Source organism: Parasphingorhabdus sp. (assembly GCF_036963705.1).
In the GTDB taxonomy this organism is placed as follows: domain Bacteria; phylum Pseudomonadota; class Alphaproteobacteria; order Sphingomonadales; family Sphingomonadaceae; genus Parasphingorhabdus.
In genome coordinates this window covers 24,603-40,830 of sequence record NZ_JBALUT010000005.1, presented here as the reverse complement: position 1 = coordinate 40,830, position 16,228 = coordinate 24,603, and the positions used below count along the sequence as shown (strand labels likewise).

15 protein-coding genes are annotated in these 16,228 nt (G+C 54.5%); 8 read left to right on the top strand and 7 right to left on the bottom strand.

The genetic code is table 11. From position 1 onward, the window contains the following. Positions 1 to 14 precede the first annotated feature (14 nt). The 4 genes from V7680_RS02070 to dusB all read right to left on the bottom strand — a co-directional run bounded on the left by V7680_RS02070 (position 15) and on the right by dusB (position 5,901). Entirely contained in the window at positions 15 to 2,243 is a 2,229-nt protein-coding gene (locus V7680_RS02070) for a sensor histidine kinase (RefSeq protein ID WP_442954958.1), read from the bottom strand. Positions 2,244 to 2,402: 159 nt separating this feature from the next. Continuing rightward, positions 2,403 to 3,818 (bottom strand): sigma 54-interacting transcriptional regulator, encoded by a 1,416-nt coding sequence (locus V7680_RS02065; RefSeq protein WP_335651624.1) that lies wholly within the window; start codon positions 3,816 to 3,818, stop codon positions 2,403 to 2,405. A gap of 14 nt (positions 3,819 to 3,832) precedes the next feature. Continuing rightward, entirely contained in the window at positions 3,833 to 4,876 is a 1,044-nt protein-coding gene (locus V7680_RS02060) for a two-component system sensor histidine kinase NtrB (RefSeq protein WP_335651623.1), read from the bottom strand. Between the two features lie 29 nt (positions 4,877 to 4,905). Continuing rightward, positions 4,906 to 5,901 carry a tRNA dihydrouridine synthase DusB gene (gene dusB / locus V7680_RS02055; RefSeq protein WP_335651622.1) on the bottom strand — a complete coding sequence of 332 codons (996 nt, stop codon included), beginning with the start codon at positions 5,899 to 5,901 and terminating at the stop codon, positions 4,906 to 4,908. Between the two features lie 92 nt (positions 5,902 to 5,993). Between dusB and V7680_RS02050 the strand changes: the two genes are divergently transcribed. From V7680_RS02050 to V7680_RS02040, 3 genes are read left to right on the top strand one after another with little or no spacing between them, the layout of a single operon-like run. Continuing rightward, positions 5,994 to 7,169: a bifunctional 2-C-methyl-D-erythritol 4-phosphate cytidylyltransferase/2-C-methyl-D-erythritol 2,4-cyclodiphosphate synthase gene (locus V7680_RS02050; protein WP_335651621.1), complete on the top strand. Its 1,176-nt coding sequence runs from the start codon at positions 5,994 to 5,996 to the stop codon at positions 7,167 to 7,169. Next, positions 7,169 to 7,687 (top strand): hypothetical protein, encoded by a 519-nt coding sequence (locus V7680_RS02045; protein WP_335651620.1) that lies wholly within the window; start codon positions 7,169 to 7,171, stop codon positions 7,685 to 7,687. Before V7680_RS02050 ends, V7680_RS02045 begins: the two co-directional genes overlap by 1 nt. Positions 7,688 to 7,707: 20 nt before the next feature. Continuing rightward, a complete protein-coding gene (locus tag V7680_RS02040) occupies positions 7,708 to 8,223 on the top strand; it encodes a CinA family protein (protein WP_335651619.1) in 516 nt (171 codons plus the stop codon). On the opposite strand, the gene V7680_RS02035 is transcribed toward V7680_RS02040, so the two are convergent. Together V7680_RS02035 and lipA are read right to left on the bottom strand one after the other, a co-directional pair. Continuing rightward, positions 8,172 to 8,657 carry a type II toxin-antitoxin system RatA family toxin gene (locus V7680_RS02035; protein ID WP_335651618.1) on the bottom strand — a complete coding sequence of 162 codons (486 nt, stop codon included), beginning with the start codon at positions 8,655 to 8,657 and terminating at the stop codon, positions 8,172 to 8,174. The genes V7680_RS02040 and V7680_RS02035 overlap by 52 nt on opposite strands. Then, positions 8,644 to 9,597 (bottom strand): lipoyl synthase, encoded by a 954-nt coding sequence (lipA, locus tag V7680_RS02030; RefSeq protein ID WP_335651664.1) that lies wholly within the window; start codon positions 9,595 to 9,597, stop codon positions 8,644 to 8,646. Before lipA ends, V7680_RS02035 begins: the two co-directional genes overlap by 14 nt. A 100-nt stretch (positions 9,598 to 9,697) precedes the next feature. On the opposite strand from lipA, the gene V7680_RS02025 reads away from it, so the two are divergent. From V7680_RS02025 to putP, 5 genes are all read left to right on the top strand, one after another. Next, positions 9,698 to 10,660 carry a sodium-dependent bicarbonate transport family permease gene (locus tag V7680_RS02025; RefSeq protein ID WP_335651617.1) on the top strand — a complete coding sequence of 321 codons (963 nt, stop codon included), beginning with the start codon at positions 9,698 to 9,700 and terminating at the stop codon, positions 10,658 to 10,660. 2 nt (positions 10,661 to 10,662) lie between these two features. Continuing rightward, positions 10,663 to 10,974, top strand: a complete 312-nt coding sequence (locus tag V7680_RS02020; protein ID WP_335651616.1) for a P-II family nitrogen regulator — start codon at positions 10,663 to 10,665, stop codon at positions 10,972 to 10,974. Beyond that, positions 10,974 to 11,597, top strand: a complete 624-nt coding sequence (locus V7680_RS02015; RefSeq protein WP_335651615.1) for a carbonic anhydrase — start codon at positions 10,974 to 10,976, stop codon at positions 11,595 to 11,597. The genes V7680_RS02020 and V7680_RS02015 overlap by 1 nt, the downstream gene beginning before the upstream one ends. Before the next feature lie 257 nt (positions 11,598 to 11,854). After that, a complete protein-coding gene (locus V7680_RS02010; protein WP_442954957.1) occupies positions 11,855 to 12,613 on the top strand; it encodes an NYN domain-containing protein in 759 nt (252 codons plus the stop codon). 227 nt (positions 12,614 to 12,840) lie between these two features. Then, on the top strand, positions 12,841 to 14,310 hold the full coding sequence (putP, locus tag V7680_RS02005) for a sodium/proline symporter PutP (protein ID WP_335651613.1): 1,470 nt from the start codon (positions 12,841 to 12,843) through the stop codon (positions 14,308 to 14,310). A 223-nt stretch (positions 14,311 to 14,533) separates the two neighbouring features. On the opposite strand, the gene ettA is transcribed toward putP, so the two are convergent. Next, positions 14,534 to 16,213 carry an energy-dependent translational throttle protein EttA gene (gene ettA / locus V7680_RS02000; protein ID WP_335651612.1) on the bottom strand — a complete coding sequence of 560 codons (1,680 nt, stop codon included), beginning with the start codon at positions 16,211 to 16,213 and terminating at the stop codon, positions 14,534 to 14,536. Positions 16,214 to 16,228 lie beyond the last annotated feature (15 nt).

The window sequence follows — 16,228 nt, the reverse complement described above, 5'->3', positions numbered from 1 at the left end:
TGAACCTCTGATCCCTATTTCTCGATTTCTGCCATATGGCCGTCACTTTCAGCGGAGCCGGACTGTTCCCCGCTCGGGGCCTCTGCGGCCCCATGAGATAATCTTGCCAGTTTGGACGGACTGAACCTGATTGCCACTTTCGTTCCGCCACCTGGCGCATCGTCGAATTTCATTTCTCCGAAATGCTCCTCGACTATCTTCTTCACGATCGCCAATCCCAATCCGGTCCCGCTAGCGCGGGTCGTCATATAAGGTTCGACGATCCGGTCCCGTTCGATCGGTAGGCCTATACCATTGTCGGTCAGTTCGACGACGACCATCTGGTTTTCCATCCGAGCAGCAAGCTCTATCTCACCATCGGATATCTGAAAATCTGCGCTGGATTCAGCTTTTTGCTGAATGGCTTCCGCCGCATTTTTTATAATATTGGTCAATGCCTGACCCAATTGCCGACGATCACAAACAAGCGCTATCGGCTGATCATCGGATAGAAAGTTAAACGCCATGCTTGGGTAGGCCACACCTTGCATGAACAAGGCCTGTTTCAGGATGTCATCGAGATTTTCCTCACGGAAGACCGGTTTCGGCATTCGCGCAAACGAAGAGAATTCATCAACGATATTCCTCAAATCTCCGACCTGCCGGACAATCGTATTTGTAAGATTGTCGAATATGGCTGCATCGTCCTTTATATGCGCCCCAAATCTACGTTGAAGCCGTTCGGCGGCCAATTGAATGGGGGTCAGAGGGTTTTTGATTTCATGGGCAATCCGACGAGCGACATCGGACCAGGCAGCTCGTCGTTGATCCAGCAACTGCTGGGTTATGTCTTCGAATGTAATCACATGTCCGGTCGGTCCGCCAACTATTTTAACCGCCAACGTCCGGATGTCGGAATCGGAGGCAAATTCGATGATGCTATTCTCCACACCATCCTGAATTAGTTCTGCAAATTGAGGCGCTGCTTCCGCGATATCGACATCGAGCAGATCATCTACACTTTTAGATAATAGTGATTGCGCTTGAGAGTTGACCAGCTTGATCTCGCCCTTCTCGTCGAGACTGATGATACCTGCCGTGACCGATTCTAGCACGGCTTCGATAAACGCCCGTCGACTGCCTAGTTGTTCATTAGCCGTTATCAGCGCCGTTGTTTGTGTTTCCAATCGCTCGGTCATCCGGTTAAACGCCCGTCCCAATGTCCCGATCTCGTCATTATCAAAAGCTCCCGGCACCCGGGTAGCCAGATCGCCTTCGGTGACCCGCTTCGCCGCATGAACCAGGTCGCTGACCGGTTTGACCATCCGGTCGGCGACGACCAGTGCAATCCACAACACCAAGCCTACGATGAGCAAGGATATAACAAACAGGGCAATATTGAACTGCAATTGCAGGCTTCGCGATCGCGAGAAGAGCTCTTCATAATCTGCCAAAACAGATTGCGCCCGTTCCCACTGGCTCAAGGCCAGCATATCCGAATCCCGGGCAGCATATAGGAATATCCGTGATTTCAGGTCGAGCGCGGTCACTGCTTCAATCTTATCAGGCCGGGCGGTCACAACATAGCTCTTTCCCTGCTGGAGCTGCTTGAGCACCGCGTCCGTTATCTTGGGATTTTGATCTCCGTCATCGGGATCAACGGCAGCTGCGGTCCGCGCGACACCATCCTCCCCATATTCGATAATGGCCGATTCATTTAACTTTCGCGACAACACCTGAAAGACATAGCCTTCAGCGAATTCGGGACTTTCAAGATCTGCTTGCTGTAAATAATTGCGCAAATCATTGGCCATGGTGATGGTTTCTTCGCCGACTTCGCGCTGATTTTGCTCATAATAACCTCGCGCCAGATCATTGGCATTTTCCAGCATGCCCCTTGCGCGATCGGAAAACCAGAATTCCACACCATATTGAAAAAGCAGCGAAGCAAAAATGACCACAAGCAACATTGGGATGCTCGCGACCAGAGAGAATAGGGCTACCAGCCGGACGTGCAGCCGGCCCTTGCTTCCGATCGAGGATTTGGAGGCCCTACCCTTTGCAATCCTTCGACCAAACAGGACCAGCAAGGTCATTGCCGGAATCAAATTTGCGACCAGCAGTGCGGCGGTCAACGGAGGTGAAATGAAATCGGTTTGATCCGACTGCCGACTTAGCAACAAATAGGTGGCGACCATTATTGCGCCAAACAGCAGCAAAACAATCCATTCGACTCGTCTCATCACGGCTTCCCGCTCCGCCATGAGCGAGAGGCGCCGTAGCCAATAAGCCACGCGCTTCTCCTGAGAATGGTTTGAAACCGTCATTGTGCTTTCAATACAACAGTTTCGTTGCAGTAAAAGCACTTATATTGCAAAAATATCACGGTTCAGCGATTGAAACGGTCACTTCGTCGTAGCTCTCTATTTTGATTCGCTCGGATCAATCTGATATTCGTTGAGTTTCTTACGCAAAGTGTTGCGATTTATACCCAATATTTTTGCTGCCTTGATTTGATTTCCATGGGCGTGGTGCATCATTTCGGTTAACAATGGTTTTTCAAATTTTTCCAACGCCTTGGTATAGAGGTTCTCTTTTTCTGGACTAGCCATCAACTCCAGCACGATCGATTTGATGTGGCCTTCAAATTCCAGCCCCTCGGATTCAACCCGGCCCTCGCCGCGCTCTGCTGCAAGAATCTGACGAACGGCATCTTCCGACAGAGTGTCCTCTCTCCCGGTTACTACTAGGCGATAGATAACATTTTTGAGTTCGCGAACATTACCCCGCCAATAATGATGGCAGAGCAAGTTCATCCCTTCTTGCGAAATCTGCTTGTGGGGCAAGCCTTCGGTCACCGCCAGCTTGAGGAAATGGGTTGCCAGCGCCGGAATATCACTGGCCCGCTCCCTGAGAGGGGGCAATTCGATCGGCACGACATTGATCCGGTAATATAAATCCTCCCGAAATTTGCCCTGCTGGATCAATTCTAGAAAATTGTGGTTGGTAGCGGCGATGATCCGGACGTTCAACTTGACCAGCCCCTTGCCGCCAACCCGATTGATTTCTCCCGACTGAAGGGCCCGCAAAAGCCGGGTTTGGGCATGCATCGGCATATCGCCAATTTCGTCCAGAAAAAGAGTCCCACCCTGAGCCTGTTCAAATTTGCCAGAAGCGCTTGCAACAGCGCCGGTAAAGGCTCCTTTTTCATGCCCGAATAACTCTGCCTCGATCAATTCCGATGGAATCGCCGCCATATTCACCGCGATGAAGGGGCCCGACTTCCGGTGTCCGAGGCCGTGAATGGCTTCCGCGACCAATTCCTTGCCGGTGCCGGATTCCCCCAAGACGAGAACCGACAAATCGTTTTTTAGCAGCCGGGCGATCATCCGATATACTTCCTGCATAGCCGGGCTTCGACCGACGAGCGGCAGGCTTTCTTCTTCCATCGAAGGGGCTATCGGCAGGATATTTTTCGGCTTCAATGCCTGGCCCACGACTTCAACCAGTTCATCAAGATCAAACGGCTTGGGCAAATATTCGAACGCCCCGGTTTCCGAAGCCCGCACTGCGGTATTGAGGGTATTCTGGGCAGAAATGATTATGATCGGAATATCCGGATGAGAGGCTTTCACCGTATCAAGAGATGAAATCCCGTCGCCCTCACCCAGTCCGACGTCGGTCAGCAACAGATCATAGCTGCTGCTGGCCATTAGCGCGTCACGCTCGGCTATCGATTTGCAGCTTTCGACTTCATAGCCATCTGCCCGCAGGGCTGTGATAATGACGTGACTGACTGACAAATCGTCTTCAACCAATATGATTTTTTCATTTGCCATAAAATGTCCTGACGTCAGTTTTTGGGAGCGACGGGAAGAAACAGGGTGAATCGGCTCATTTCGTCATGGTTTTCACGATCGTAGCGAATCCGTCCGTTCATATCGCGCATGAGTTTCTTTACCAGAGCGAGGCCAAGCCCCTGCCCCTCCTTCTTGGTCGAGACAAAAGCCGAAAATATTTCCCGTTCGAGTTCCGGCGGCACGCCGGGACCATTGTCACACACCATGATTTGAATGGGCAAGCGAATCGCCTCGGTATCTCCGTGTGCAGATAAGGAGGCGCCAAAACTGTAACGCGTTACGATCCTAATCTCCGGGTCTGGCAGATGTTTGGTGGCGTCCACGGCATTGGCGAGCAGGTTTGTCAAAACTTGCATCATGGCCTCCGGATCAACCAGTGCATCGGGGAGAGACGGATCAAATTTGTCCTTGATCTTCACGACTTGGCCCGTTGCCGCCTCGATCGATCGCCGCGCACGATCTATCAGCGTATGAATATTGACCGCTTTCGTCTGGGCGGGCTGGTTGGACGACAAGGTTTGCATTCTATTGAGCAGGCTGACCACCCGCTCGACCTCGGCAATGATCATCTGGGTAAGGGTTTTTTGGGATTGATCCATTTGCCGATCCAAGAGTTGAGCGGCACCTCTTATCGCGGCGAGAGGATTTTTGATTTCGTGACTGAGGATGTCCGGAGCGCGGATCGCCAGATTTGACGGATCGTTATTTTCACTCTCGAGAATCGGGCCGTCCTGCGGCATCAGGGACAAAGATATTAATCGCCAGTCGGACCCGGATGCCAGAGGATGAATATCAAAATCGACAATTCCCAATTTGCGCTCGTCGCTCGACACCATGACACTGCGAGCAGTAAGACTGATTTCCTGCTCGATCAAAGCCGCATCGAGCCTCGTGTCCGAGAAGTGCAGTATATCATTAATCTTGCGGCCAATCAGATGTTTGGCACTGGTCCCGAACAACGCTTCGCCAGCGGGATTGATCCGGGTAATCTGATGGCCGGAATCCACTACCATTAGCGCATGGTTGATTCCCGCCAAGATTTGTTCTCCGGACGGACATTCGGCCATCAAGCTGCAGCTTTGTTAAGCCAAGGAGTATAAAATTCCTCCAGCATTTTCAGAACGATATGGGGGTTGGGCTCTTTATTCGCCTGATTCCGGAATTCCGCAGAACCGGGCAATCCTTTCGTATACCAACCGATATGCTTCCGAGCGACTTTGGCACCGACCTCTTCACCATAGAGCGTCAACATGTCGCGATAATGCTCATCCAGAATCGCATATTGAGTGGCAATATCAGGATCCGCTATTGTCTCTCCGGTCTTGAACCAGTGCATGAACTGACCCAACAACCAGGGTTTCCCGTAGGCGCCGCGACCGATCATCACGCCATCCGCGCCACTTTGTTCGAGTGCAGACTGACCGTCTTCAATCGTGCAGATGTCGCCGTTGACGATTACCGGAAGGGAAACGGCCTGCTTGACTTTGCTTACAAATGTCCAGTCGGCGCTGTCCCGGTACATCTGGCAACGGGTCCTTCCGTGCACTACGATCATTTTCGCGCCAAGATCCTCCGCTATATGCGCAAGTTCCGGCGCGTTCAGGCTTTGATGATCCCAGCCCATCCGCATCTTGACGGTCACCGGTACATTGACCGCCTCCACCGTCGCCTTGATCAGCGATGCTGCTAACGGAAGATCGCGCATCAGAGCAGACCCGGCATCGCCATTGACGACCTTTTTAACGGGGCAACCCATATTGATGTCGATAATCTGCGCGCCGCGATCCGCATTGAGCCTAGCGGCATCGGCCATTACAACAGGATCACAACCGGCAAGCTGCATCGAGACCGGCTCCTCGGTCGGATCCCAAGCACATTTCTGCAAGGATTGCCGGGTTTCCCGGATCATCGCCTGGCTTGCGATCATTTCGGTGACATTGAGCCCGGAGCCGAAGCGGCGCACCAGTTTGCGAAAGGGCAAATCGGTGACACCGGTCATGGGCGCCAGAATTACCGGGCTTTCTATTTTGATATTACCTATCGAGATCGGGGAAAGTTTCATTAGCACTGCCTAAATTTTAAGCACCCCTTATCGTTAAATCTATTTTGAGGCAAGAATTGCTTCGGGCGAATTGTGCGAGTAGATCGCAACCCATGGTTGAAGCCAGAGATCCTTCCGAGAGAACCCATACACTGATCGTGGCCGCCGGCGTCGGCGCACGGGCCGGATTGGACTTTCCCAAGCAATTTGAACTGATCGATGGCAAACCAATGGTTCGCCACAGCGTGGAGAGATTTTTATCGCACCCTGCCATTGATCATGTCTGGATCGTCGTAGGGGAGGGTCAGGAGGAACAGCTCAAAGAGGCACTATCCCCTCTTGCCGAATATAGGCTCGTTATCGGCGGCGAAACGCGCCAGCAATCGGTTTTCAATGGCCTGACAGCCATCCGGGATGGTGGTGGCGCCGAGAATATTCTCGTACATGACGCCGCGCGTCCTTTTGTTCCGGCTCGGGTGATCGATGATCTGCTTGATCGCCTCGAGACAGCAACGGCTGCGATCCCGATATTGCCCAGCGTCGATACGATGGTGCAATTGGCTGAAGGGCAATTAGACCGGACGGTAGACCGAAGCAGTTTATGGCGGGTTCAAACACCGCAAGCATTTCACTTTGCGAAACTCATGGCTGCGCACGAAAGGTTTGCCGTCGATCAGAATGCCAGTGATGATGCACAGATTTTTAGAGCGGCCGGTCATATCGTAACCGTCATCAACGGCGACGAAGCTTTGAAAAAATACACGTTACCGGCCGATTTCGCCGGGGATAGGAACCAGCATATGCGCCAGACTCGTACCGGTATGGGTTATGATGTCCACCGGTTGGCCAGTGGCGAGGATTTGTGGCTGGGCGGGGTTAAAATCGATCATGACAAGGGCCTTGTAGGACACAGTGATGCGGATGTTTTACTCCATGCTCTAACCGATGCCTTGCTCGGGGCCGCGGCAGCAGGTGACATTGGTGACCATTTTCCTCCTTCAGATCCGCAATGGCGTGGCGCGGCGTCTGCTCGGTTTGTCGAACATGCCGCTTCGCTAATCGCCGAGAAAGGTGGCATCATCCACAATGTGGACATGACCATCATCTGCGAAGCTCCCAAGATAAAGCCGCATCGCGAAACCATAAGACGCAATATCGCAAAATTATTGTCGCTCGGAATCGATCAGGTTAGCATAAAAGCGACCACCACCGAAGGTCTCGGCTTTACCGGGCGCCAGGAAGGAATCGCCGCGCAGGCTATCGCCACTATTTCATTGGAGAAAAATTGATGCACAAGAAACTCATCGCTGGACTGGCTCTGTCGGGCCTTGCACAATCCGTATCCGCGCAAACAGCCCCGCCGCCGAAATGCTTGAGCATCGCGCAAGCCGAGGCACTTGTGACTTATCTTTTACCATCCGCGGTGCAGGCCAGTCGGGATAAATGCTCCGCCAGCCTGCCTGCGACCGCGCCGTTACTGAAGGAAAATTCCGAACAACTCGCGAAATATCGTGCGGCCGCCGAAGGAGCTTGGCCGCAAGCCAAAAGTGCAGTCACAGTGATGGCAGGCGAGAAGCTTCCAGCCGGAATCGACGATACACTGTTACGACCGATTACCGATGCCATGTTCACCAGCCTTATCAGCGAAGAAATTAAACCCAAGGACTGCAATTTGATCGCCAAGATTTATCATGATCTGGAGCCGATGCCTTCATCAAATCTGGCGAGTCTGGCTATCTCGATTGTGCAGGCCGCAAGCAAAGACGACAAGAAGCAGGATATTCCCATTTGCAAAGCACCGGCATGATGGTCTAACGGCGCCGGTCTATGGAAAACCTCCTCCCCCCCGAACTTGTTGCACTGGCGACAACAGTCATCGAGAAGAATCGCGCCGCTGGGCGACGGATCACGGTCGCAGAAAGCTGCACCGGCGGTCTGGTTGCGGCTGCACTGACCGAAGTGCCAGGTAGCAGCGATGTGTTTGACTGCGGTTTCAATACCTATTCCAACGAAGCGAAGCAAAAGATGCTCGGGGTGAGCAGCGATTTGCTGGAAACCTTCGGTGCTGTTTCAATCGCAGTGGCTTGGGAAATGGCTCAGGGCGCGCTCAAACATTCCGATTGTGATGTAGCGGTGGCGATTACCGGTGTGGCGGGCCCAGGCGGCGGTACCGAGAAAAAGCCGGTTGGCACTGTGGTCTTTGCCAAGGCTGAAAAAGGCCGGGATACGGACGATGTGATCGCCGACCGGAAGAATTTTGGCGAGGACAAGAGCCGCGCCGATATCCGACTTCAGGCGGTACTGGTCGCACTTGAGCTGTTGTTACCCGACGACAAGGAATAGCTGCTGCCATAGACTTCGCCGGCACGATCGACAAAGGCGCTGGTCATCTTGTGCAGTGCCTTGGCGAACATTTGTCCCGCCAGTTTCTGGAAAATGCGATTTTTGAACGTAAATTCAACATAGAAATCTACATGGCATCCACCCTCAACTCGCGGCCTGAAGCGCCACTCATTATGGAGCTGCTTTAACGGTCCGTCGAGATAGTCCACATCGATCGCCTGATTATGCGATTTGATCACCCGTGATGAAAATTGCTCGCGCATCCCTTTGAACCCGACCAGAACATCGGCCAGCATTTCGGTTTCGCTGTCTGACCTGATCCGCGTTCCTACTACCCACGGCAGAAATTCCTGATAACGTCCGACATCGGCGACCAGCGCATACATTTGCGCGGCGCTATAAGGCAGATCACGGGTTTCTCTATGAACGGGCATTCGAAGCACCGGAACGCGCCAGTTTCTCCTCGCGAGCCTGGCGCATCTTGGCAAAATCATCTCCGGCATGATAGCTTGAGCGAGTCAGCGGGCTCGAGGCGACCAGCAGGAAGCCCTTGGCGCGGGCAACCGATGCATAAGCATCGAAAGCCTGCGGCGTGACAAATTCGCTGACCTTCACATGCTTGGTGGTTGGTTGGAGATATTGGCCCATCGTCAGAAAATCGACACCGGCGCTTCGCATATCATCCATCACCTGATGGACTTCCAGTCGCTGTTCGCTCAGTCCGAGCATGACGCCCGATTTCGTGAAGATCGAAGGATCAAGCCGCTTCACCTGCTCGAGTAGCCGCAACGAAGCATAATAGCGCGCGCCGGGCCGGATCGTCGGGTAGAGCCGCGGGACGGTCTCCAGATTGTGGTTATAGACATCGGGACGCGCGGCAACGATCGCTTCGACCGCAGCTTCCGTCTTGTTGCGGAAGTCCGGCGTCAATATTTCGATTGTGGTTTCAGGCGTCGTCCGGCGCAAGGCCTCGATCACCTTGACGAACTGGCTCGCGCCGCCGTCGGCAAGATCATCGCGATCGACCGAGGTCACCACGATATGCTGCAGCCCGAGTTTGGCGGCGGCATCGGCAGTATGCTGAGGCTCGAGAGCGTCGACCGCCATCGGCATGCCGGTCTTGACGTTGCAGAAAGCACAGGCCCGGGTGCAGACATCACCGAGGATCATCACTGTTGCGTGTTTCTTGGTCCAGCATTCGCCGATATTCGGACAGGCCGCTTCTTCGCACACTGTGTTCAGCTTATGCTCGCGCATCAGCGCACGGGTTTTTTCAAATTCAGCGCCCATCGGGGCCTTGACGCGGATCCAGTCGGGCTTGCGCAGCCGCTGCGGGGGACTGTCGGGCGTTGCGATTTTGGTGATTTCGTTCATTTCTATCAGATAGCGATGCACATCCCGCTTGCCAACCGGCATTTGGTTGCTAATCCCCATCCAATCAATTTGTTTCATGCAATGGAAGATCGGGGGTATCATGATTGTCGAGACACTCACATCGCCCGTCATCCTGTTTTTCATATTGGGATTTCTGGCCGCGGTCATCCGGTCTGACCTGACCATTCCCGAACCGTTCGCCAAAGCCATGTCGATCTACCTGATGGCCGCCATTGGTTTAAAGGGCGGAGTCGAGGTTGCATCGACAGGATTTACAACCGAATTGGCAACAGCTGCTGCGGCCGGACTTGCATTGAGTTTCACGTTGCCGGTCATCGCCTTTTATTTGTTGAAAACCATTGGGAAGCTGGGGCCGATTGATGCCGGGGCGGTCTCCGCGCATTATGGCTCGGTAAGTGTGGTAACCTTTGTGACCGCTATGGAACTGCTGACAAATCAGGGCCTGAAACCGGATGGCTTCATGGTCGCCGTCATGGCGTTGATGGAAACGCCGGCCATTATCACCGGGCTGCTGCTCGTCCGGGCTGCCAGCCCGAAAACTGCAAGCGCAGATAATAGCGCCAGAAATCTCGCGCACGAGGTTTTGACCAATGGCTCTGTCGTCCTGCTGATCGGTGCCTTTCTGATCGGCATGATTGCCGGAGAAGAAGGCTTTGCTCCGGTTAAGCCGCTGTTTGATGTCGGTTTCAAAGGCGTGCTCTGCCTGTTCCTGCTCGATATGGGATTATTGGCAGCACGACGGCTTTTACAAAGCAGAAAAATCACCTTCTTACTGGCGGTTCTTGGGGTAGCAATGCCGATCATCAACGGCGTGATCGGAACGCTGCTCGGCACATTTATCGGTCTCGACATCGCCTCAGCGGCGATCATGGGCGTGCTCGCGGCCAGCGCTTCCTATATTGCGGTCCCTGCAGCGATGCGCCTCGCCCTGCCCCAGGCTGATCCCGGCATATATCTGTCGATGTCGCTCGGTATAACCTTCCCTTTCAACATCATTTTCGGTATCTCGTTGTTCACAGCAATTGCCAAGGCTTTGGGGTAATCATGGTCAAAACCGTACAGCGAAAACGGATCGAGATACTGGTGGACACGCCGCTTATCCCGAAGATAATCAAGCTGGTGAAGGATGTCGATATATCCGGCTGGAGCGTGATCAAAATCATCTCCGGCGGTAATCGTGAAGGCCGTTGGGACCATGACGAAGTTACGGGCGCTGCCTCCAAATCCATTGTGCTGATGATTGCCAATCAGGAAAAGGCAAATCTTCTGGTCGATAAAGTTGCCCCCTTGTTAGAAAGCCACGGCTTGCTGATCACCATCGGCAATGTCGAAGTGGTTCGCGGAGATCGATTCTAATGCCTGAATTCAATGCCCTGCTCCAGGGCTACCACCGGTTCAAGGAATATAGTTATCCCCGTCAGAAGGCCCGCTATGACGAGCTGTCAGGTGGTCAGAATCCTCCAGTGATGGTGATTTCCTGCTGCGACAGCCGGGTTGATCCGGCGACTATATTTGATACCGGGCCAGGACAGATGTTTGCGTTGCGCAATGTCGCGAATCTGGTCCCGCCTTATGATGACGCCGGCGGCATCCACGGTGCTTCGGCGGCGATTGAATTTGGCGTCACCGGGCTCAACGTCAGCCACATAATTGTCATGGGCCATGGTCAGTGCGGCGGAATCAACGCAGCATTGAAGGGCGAAGACCTGGGCGTGACCGGCCATAGCTTCGTCGACAAATGGATGGGCATCATATCCGAGGCCAAAGCGCAGGTCCTTGCGAGATCTCCTGCCGATCCGCAACGCGAGCTGGAATGGGAAGCGATCAAGACCAGCCTGGCTAATCTGCGCACTTTTCCTTTTATCGCCGAACGCGAGAAGCGCGGGGAATTGAAGCTCCACGGAACTTGGTATGCGATTGGCGAGGCGAAATTATTCACGCTCGACGAGGGATCGGGAGAGTTTTCTGCGGTCGAATGAATGAATTCTAACGCGATCCGCATACTTTCGGGGCTTCCCCAAAACCGACCGATGAACTTTACACACTTTACACTGTCATAAAGAAAATGGCTGCTTCCGCGTTCGGGCTAAAGACCATCGCGCGCGCGAAACGATGATCGCGCGATCGGGACAGCAAATATGTCAAAGAGCCGCGGAGAGCATAATCCATCGGGTATCGTGTAGGACAGAATTTTTTTCCGCTTGAACGCCCTCCCCTCGCGGTCCATCTTGGCATGATGAACCAACATAATGACAATATCGCCCTCCTGATCGACTCGGACAATGCCAGCCACAATGGCCTCGATCCGGTGCTCACCGCGCTGGCCGAACTGGGCACGGTCAATATCCGCCGGGCATACGGGAACTGGCGCAAGCAGTCGCTCAAGGGCTGGGTCGATATCCTCCACAAATATGGCATCGAACCACAACAGCAGTTCGATATGACCAAAGGCAAGAATGCCACCGATATGAAGATGACCATCGATGCGATGGACCTGCTGTTCCGCGGTAATGTGACCGGTTTCGGGATCATGAGCAGCGACAGCGACTTCATGCCGCTAGCTATGCGTATCCGGCAGGAGGGCCTGCCGGTCTACGGCTTTGGCAGCGCCAAGACCCCGGAAGCGTTCAAGCAGGCGTGCAGCCGGTTTATCGATGTCGATGCACTGATCAAGGCAGACAAGCGCCATCGTGGCGGCACCAGGAACGACATCAAGGCACAGCCAAAACCGGAAGTCGTCAGCGGCGCCAGCGAAAGCAGCCGCAAAGTGGATGACGAACTCCTCGACTTGCTGATCGACGCCTATATGGCGACCAAACGCGATGCCGAAGGCTATGCCAGCTTGAGCGAAGTCGGCAAGATTGCCGGGAACCGATCAAGTTTCGACGTGCGAAACTATGGCTTTTCACGGCTGTCGGAAATGTTCGAATCAGTTCCCAACTTTCAGACAAAACGTGATGATAATGGGCAGTTATTTGTGAAACGGTTGCGGTAAGCGCACCTTCTCCCGTGAGGGAGAATGATATACAGCCTTATGAGCGAAGCGAATCAGGTGGCGTTGGATGAGGGTGTTCTTCCATCCGAAGCGCAGTACATCCTCATCCAGCTCCGACTAGACAGCAAGCTGCCAAGTTCCCACAGCCTTCTCCCTCATCGGAGAAGGCTCGCTCTCCTCAAAAACGCAACGGGTGACTTGCGGGTCAAAATCGTTATGACCGTCTGATGCAAACCGGAGCTCTGATCACACTCGCCCTTTATTTCGTTGGTATGTTGGCCATCGGATTTTATGCTTGGCGCAAATCCACCGATAGCAGCGAAGGCTATTTGCTCGGCGGGCGAAACCTCCATCCGGCCGTAGCCGCGCTGTCAGCCGGTGCCTCCGACATGTCGGGCTGGCTGCTGCTCGGCTTGCCCGGTGCGCTTTATGCAGCAGGACTGGTTGAAGTGTGGATCGGGATCGGGCTTTTTGCCGGCGCTCTGGTCAACTGGATCGTGGTCGCGCCGCGGCTGCGCGAGCAGACCGAACGCATGGGCAACGCTCTCACCATCCCCGAATTTCTCGCCAACCGTTTCCCCGACAAAGCGCTGGCTTTGCGGGTAATCTCGGCAATCATCATCGTGTTGTTCTTCGCCGTCTATACCGCAGCGGGCCTCGTCGGCGGTGGCAAATTGTTCGAAACCAGCTTTGCCGGCTTGTTCGGCAATACCGGCATGAGCGACTATATGACCGGTATCTGGATGACCGCTGGCGTGGTCCTCGCTTATACGATGGTCGGCGGATTTCTCGCGGTCAGTCTGACCGATTTTGTCCAGGGCTGCATCATGGTCGTCGCGCTGGTGCTGATGCCGCTGGTCGTGCTGACCAATGATGGCGGGCTGAGCTCCGTTTCCGCCACTCTTGCCGGGGTCGATCCCAATTTCCTCAGCCTGACCGCCGGACTGTCCTTCATCGGATTCCTGTCCGCGATAACATGGGGTCTCGGCTATTTCGGCCAGCCGCATATCATCGTGCGGTTCATGGCGATCCGCTCGATCCCCGACGTGGCCAAGGCTCGGACCATCGGCATGAGCTGGATGGGCGTGGCATTGCTCGGCGCGATCGGCGTCGGCATCACCGGACGCGCCTATGTCGAGATGAACGGGCTTGTGCTCGATGATCCGGAAACCATCTTCATATTGCTGGCCAACACATTGTTTCATCCGCTAATTACCGGATTTTTGCTCGCAGCCCTGCTCGCCGCGATAATGAGCACGATTAGCTCGCAACTGCTGGTCTCGTCCAGCTCTCTGACCGAGGATTTCTACCGCCTGTTCCTGCGCAAGAACGCCAGCGAACGGGAAACGGTCAATGTCGGACGGCTGGCGGTGGCCTTGGTCGCGCTGGTCGCGATCTACATCGCCCGCGATCCCGACAGCAAGGTGCTCGGACTGGTCAGCAACGCCTGGGCCGGCTTCGGCGCGGCATTCGGACCGTTGATCCTTCTGTCGCTCACCTGGAAACGGATGACCGGCGCTGGAGCTGTGTCCGGACTGGTGATTGGTGCTGGCACGGTGATCCTGTGGATCGCCATGGGCTGGAACAAGGAGTTTCTGGGTGGTCCGGGGGTTTATGAGATTATTCCCGGCTTTGCTGCTGCGATGGCGGCTATCGTCGGGGTTAGTCTGGCAGGGAAGCCGACGGCTACCGCTTGATACTGCCGGTCATTTTTATCTGAAGAGGTTGCGCTCTCCTTCTCCCGTGAGGGAGAAGGATGCGAATACTTGCAAACTTGATTGCTAGTCGTAGCTGGGTGAGGGTTTACTGCCGCCAGAGTTGCCTGCAAAACAACCGTCCGTACACCCTCATCCAATTCCGGCTAATTCGCTACGCTCATAAGCCTGCATATCCTTCTCCCTCACGGGAGAAGGAGCACTATCATCGCGTCAATTTCTTATAGGCCACTCGCGTAGGCCGATCAGCCGCATCGCCCAATCTCCGCCGCTTGTCTTCCTCATAGCTCTCGAAGTTTCCTTCAAACCATTCCACATGGCTGTCGCCTTCAAACGCCAATATGTGGGTCGCGAGGCGATCGAGGAAGAAGCGGTCATGCGAGATGACCACGGCGCAGCCGGCGAAGGTTTCCAGCGCGTCTTCGAGCGCGCGCAAGGTTTCGACGTCGAGATCGTTGGTTGGCTCATCGAGCAGCAGCACGTTGCCGCCTTCTTTGAGCATCTTGGCGAGATGGACGCGGTTGCGTTCACCGCCGGATAGCTGGCCGACTTTCTTCTGCTGGTCGACACCCTTGAAGTTGAACGCGCCGACATAGGCGCGGGTCTGGACTTCATTCTTGCCGAAGGTGAAAAAGTCGTGGCCGCCGGAAATTTCTTCCCAGATGTTTTTCGACGCATCGAGCGTATCGCGGCTTTGGTCGACATAGCCGAGCTTCACCGTCTCGCCGAGTTCGAGCGTGCCGCTATCCGGAGTTTCCTGACCGGTGATGATCCGGAACAAGGTTGTCTTACCCGCGCCGTTGGGGCCAATAATGCCGACAATACCGCCCGGTGGCAAAGAGAATTCGAGGTTCTCGAACAGTAATTTGTCGCCATAAGCCTTGGTCAGCCCCTTGGCCTCGATGACCTTGGAGCCGAGCCGTTCGGGGGTCTGGATCAGGATCTGTGCTTTGCCGATCACGCGGTTTTCCTGCGAAGCAACCAGATCGTCAAACGACTTGATACGCGCCTTGGATTTGGTTTGCCGTGCCTTGGGGCTCTGTCGCATCCATTGCAATTCGTTGTCGATCGCTTTCTGGCGGCTTTTGTCTTCGCGTTCTTCCTGCGCCAGACGTTTCGACTTGTTCTCCAGCCAGCTGGAATAATTACCTTCGAACGGATAACCCTTGCCGCGATCCAGTTCGAGAACCCAGTTCACGACATTGTCGAGGAAATAGCGGTCATGGGTAACGAGAATGACGTTTCCGGGATAGTCGATCAGATGCTTTTCCAGCCAGGCGACGCTTTCGGCATCGAGATGGTTGGTAGGCTCGTCAAGCATAAGGATTTCCGGCTTGTCGAGGAGCAGGCGGCAGAGCGCGACGCGGCGCTTTTCACCACCGGAGAGATCGGTCACCGGACTGTCACCGGGAGGGCAACGCAACGCTTCCATCGCGATTTCGAGCTGATTGTCGAGGGTCCAGCCATCGACCGCGTCGATTTTTTCCTGGAGATCTCCCATTTCTTCCATCAGCGCGTCAAAATCCGCATCTTCCGGCGGGTCGCCCATGATATTGGAAATTTCGTTGAACCGTCCGACCAGATCCGCGACTTCGCGGACGCCGTCCATGACATTTTCCTTGACCGTCTTGCTCTCGTCAAGCTGCGGTTCCTGCGCCAGATAACCGACGCGGATATTTTCGCCAGCCCAGGCTTCGCCTTGAAACTCGTCATCCTGGCCGGACATGATCTTCATCAGGGTCGACTTACCCGCGCCATTCTTACCGATGATGGCGATTTTCGTGCCCGGCAGGAATTGCAGATGGATATTGTCGAGCACCGGCTTGGGGGCTCCGGGGAAGGTCTTGGTCAGACCCTTCATGACATAGCTATATTGAACGGCCATATTTATTCTTTCTCA

Bases quoted from the DNA above. Each gene is read 5' to 3' on its own strand.
- V7680_RS02070 (WP_442954958.1), bottom strand. From the start codon at position 2,243: ATGGCGGAGCGGGAAGCCGTGATGAGACGAGTCGAATGGATTGTTTTG.
- V7680_RS02065 (WP_335651624.1), bottom strand. From the start codon at position 3,818: ATGGCAAATGAAAAAATCATATTGGTTGAAGACGATTTGTCAGTCAGT.
- dusB (WP_335651622.1), bottom strand. From the start codon at position 5,901: ATGAAACTTTCCCCGATCTCGATAGGTAATATCAAAATAGAAAGCCCG.
- V7680_RS02050 (WP_335651621.1), top strand. From the start codon at position 5,994: ATGGTTGAAGCCAGAGATCCTTCCGAGAGAACCCATACACTGATCGTG.
- V7680_RS02045 (WP_335651620.1), top strand. From the start codon at position 7,169: ATGCACAAGAAACTCATCGCTGGACTGGCTCTGTCGGGCCTTGCACAA.
- V7680_RS02040 (WP_335651619.1), top strand. From the start codon at position 7,708: ATGGAAAACCTCCTCCCCCCCGAACTTGTTGCACTGGCGACAACAGTC.
- V7680_RS02035 (WP_335651618.1), bottom strand. From the start codon at position 8,657: ATGCCCGTTCATAGAGAAACCCGTGATCTGCCTTATAGCGCCGCGCAA.
- lipA (WP_335651664.1), bottom strand. From the start codon at position 9,597: ATGAACGAAATCACCAAAATCGCAACGCCCGACAGTCCCCCGCAGCGG.
- V7680_RS02025 (WP_335651617.1), top strand. From the start codon at position 9,698: ATGATTGTCGAGACACTCACATCGCCCGTCATCCTGTTTTTCATATTG.
- V7680_RS02020 (WP_335651616.1), top strand. From the start codon at position 10,663: ATGGTCAAAACCGTACAGCGAAAACGGATCGAGATACTGGTGGACACG.
- V7680_RS02015 (WP_335651615.1), top strand. From the start codon at position 10,974: ATGCCTGAATTCAATGCCCTGCTCCAGGGCTACCACCGGTTCAAGGAA.
- V7680_RS02010 (WP_442954957.1), top strand. From the start codon at position 11,855: ATGAACCAACATAATGACAATATCGCCCTCCTGATCGACTCGGACAAT.
- putP (WP_335651613.1), top strand. From the start codon at position 12,841: ATGCAAACCGGAGCTCTGATCACACTCGCCCTTTATTTCGTTGGTATG.
- ettA (WP_335651612.1), bottom strand. From the start codon at position 16,213: ATGGCCGTTCAATATAGCTATGTCATGAAGGGTCTGACCAAGACCTTC.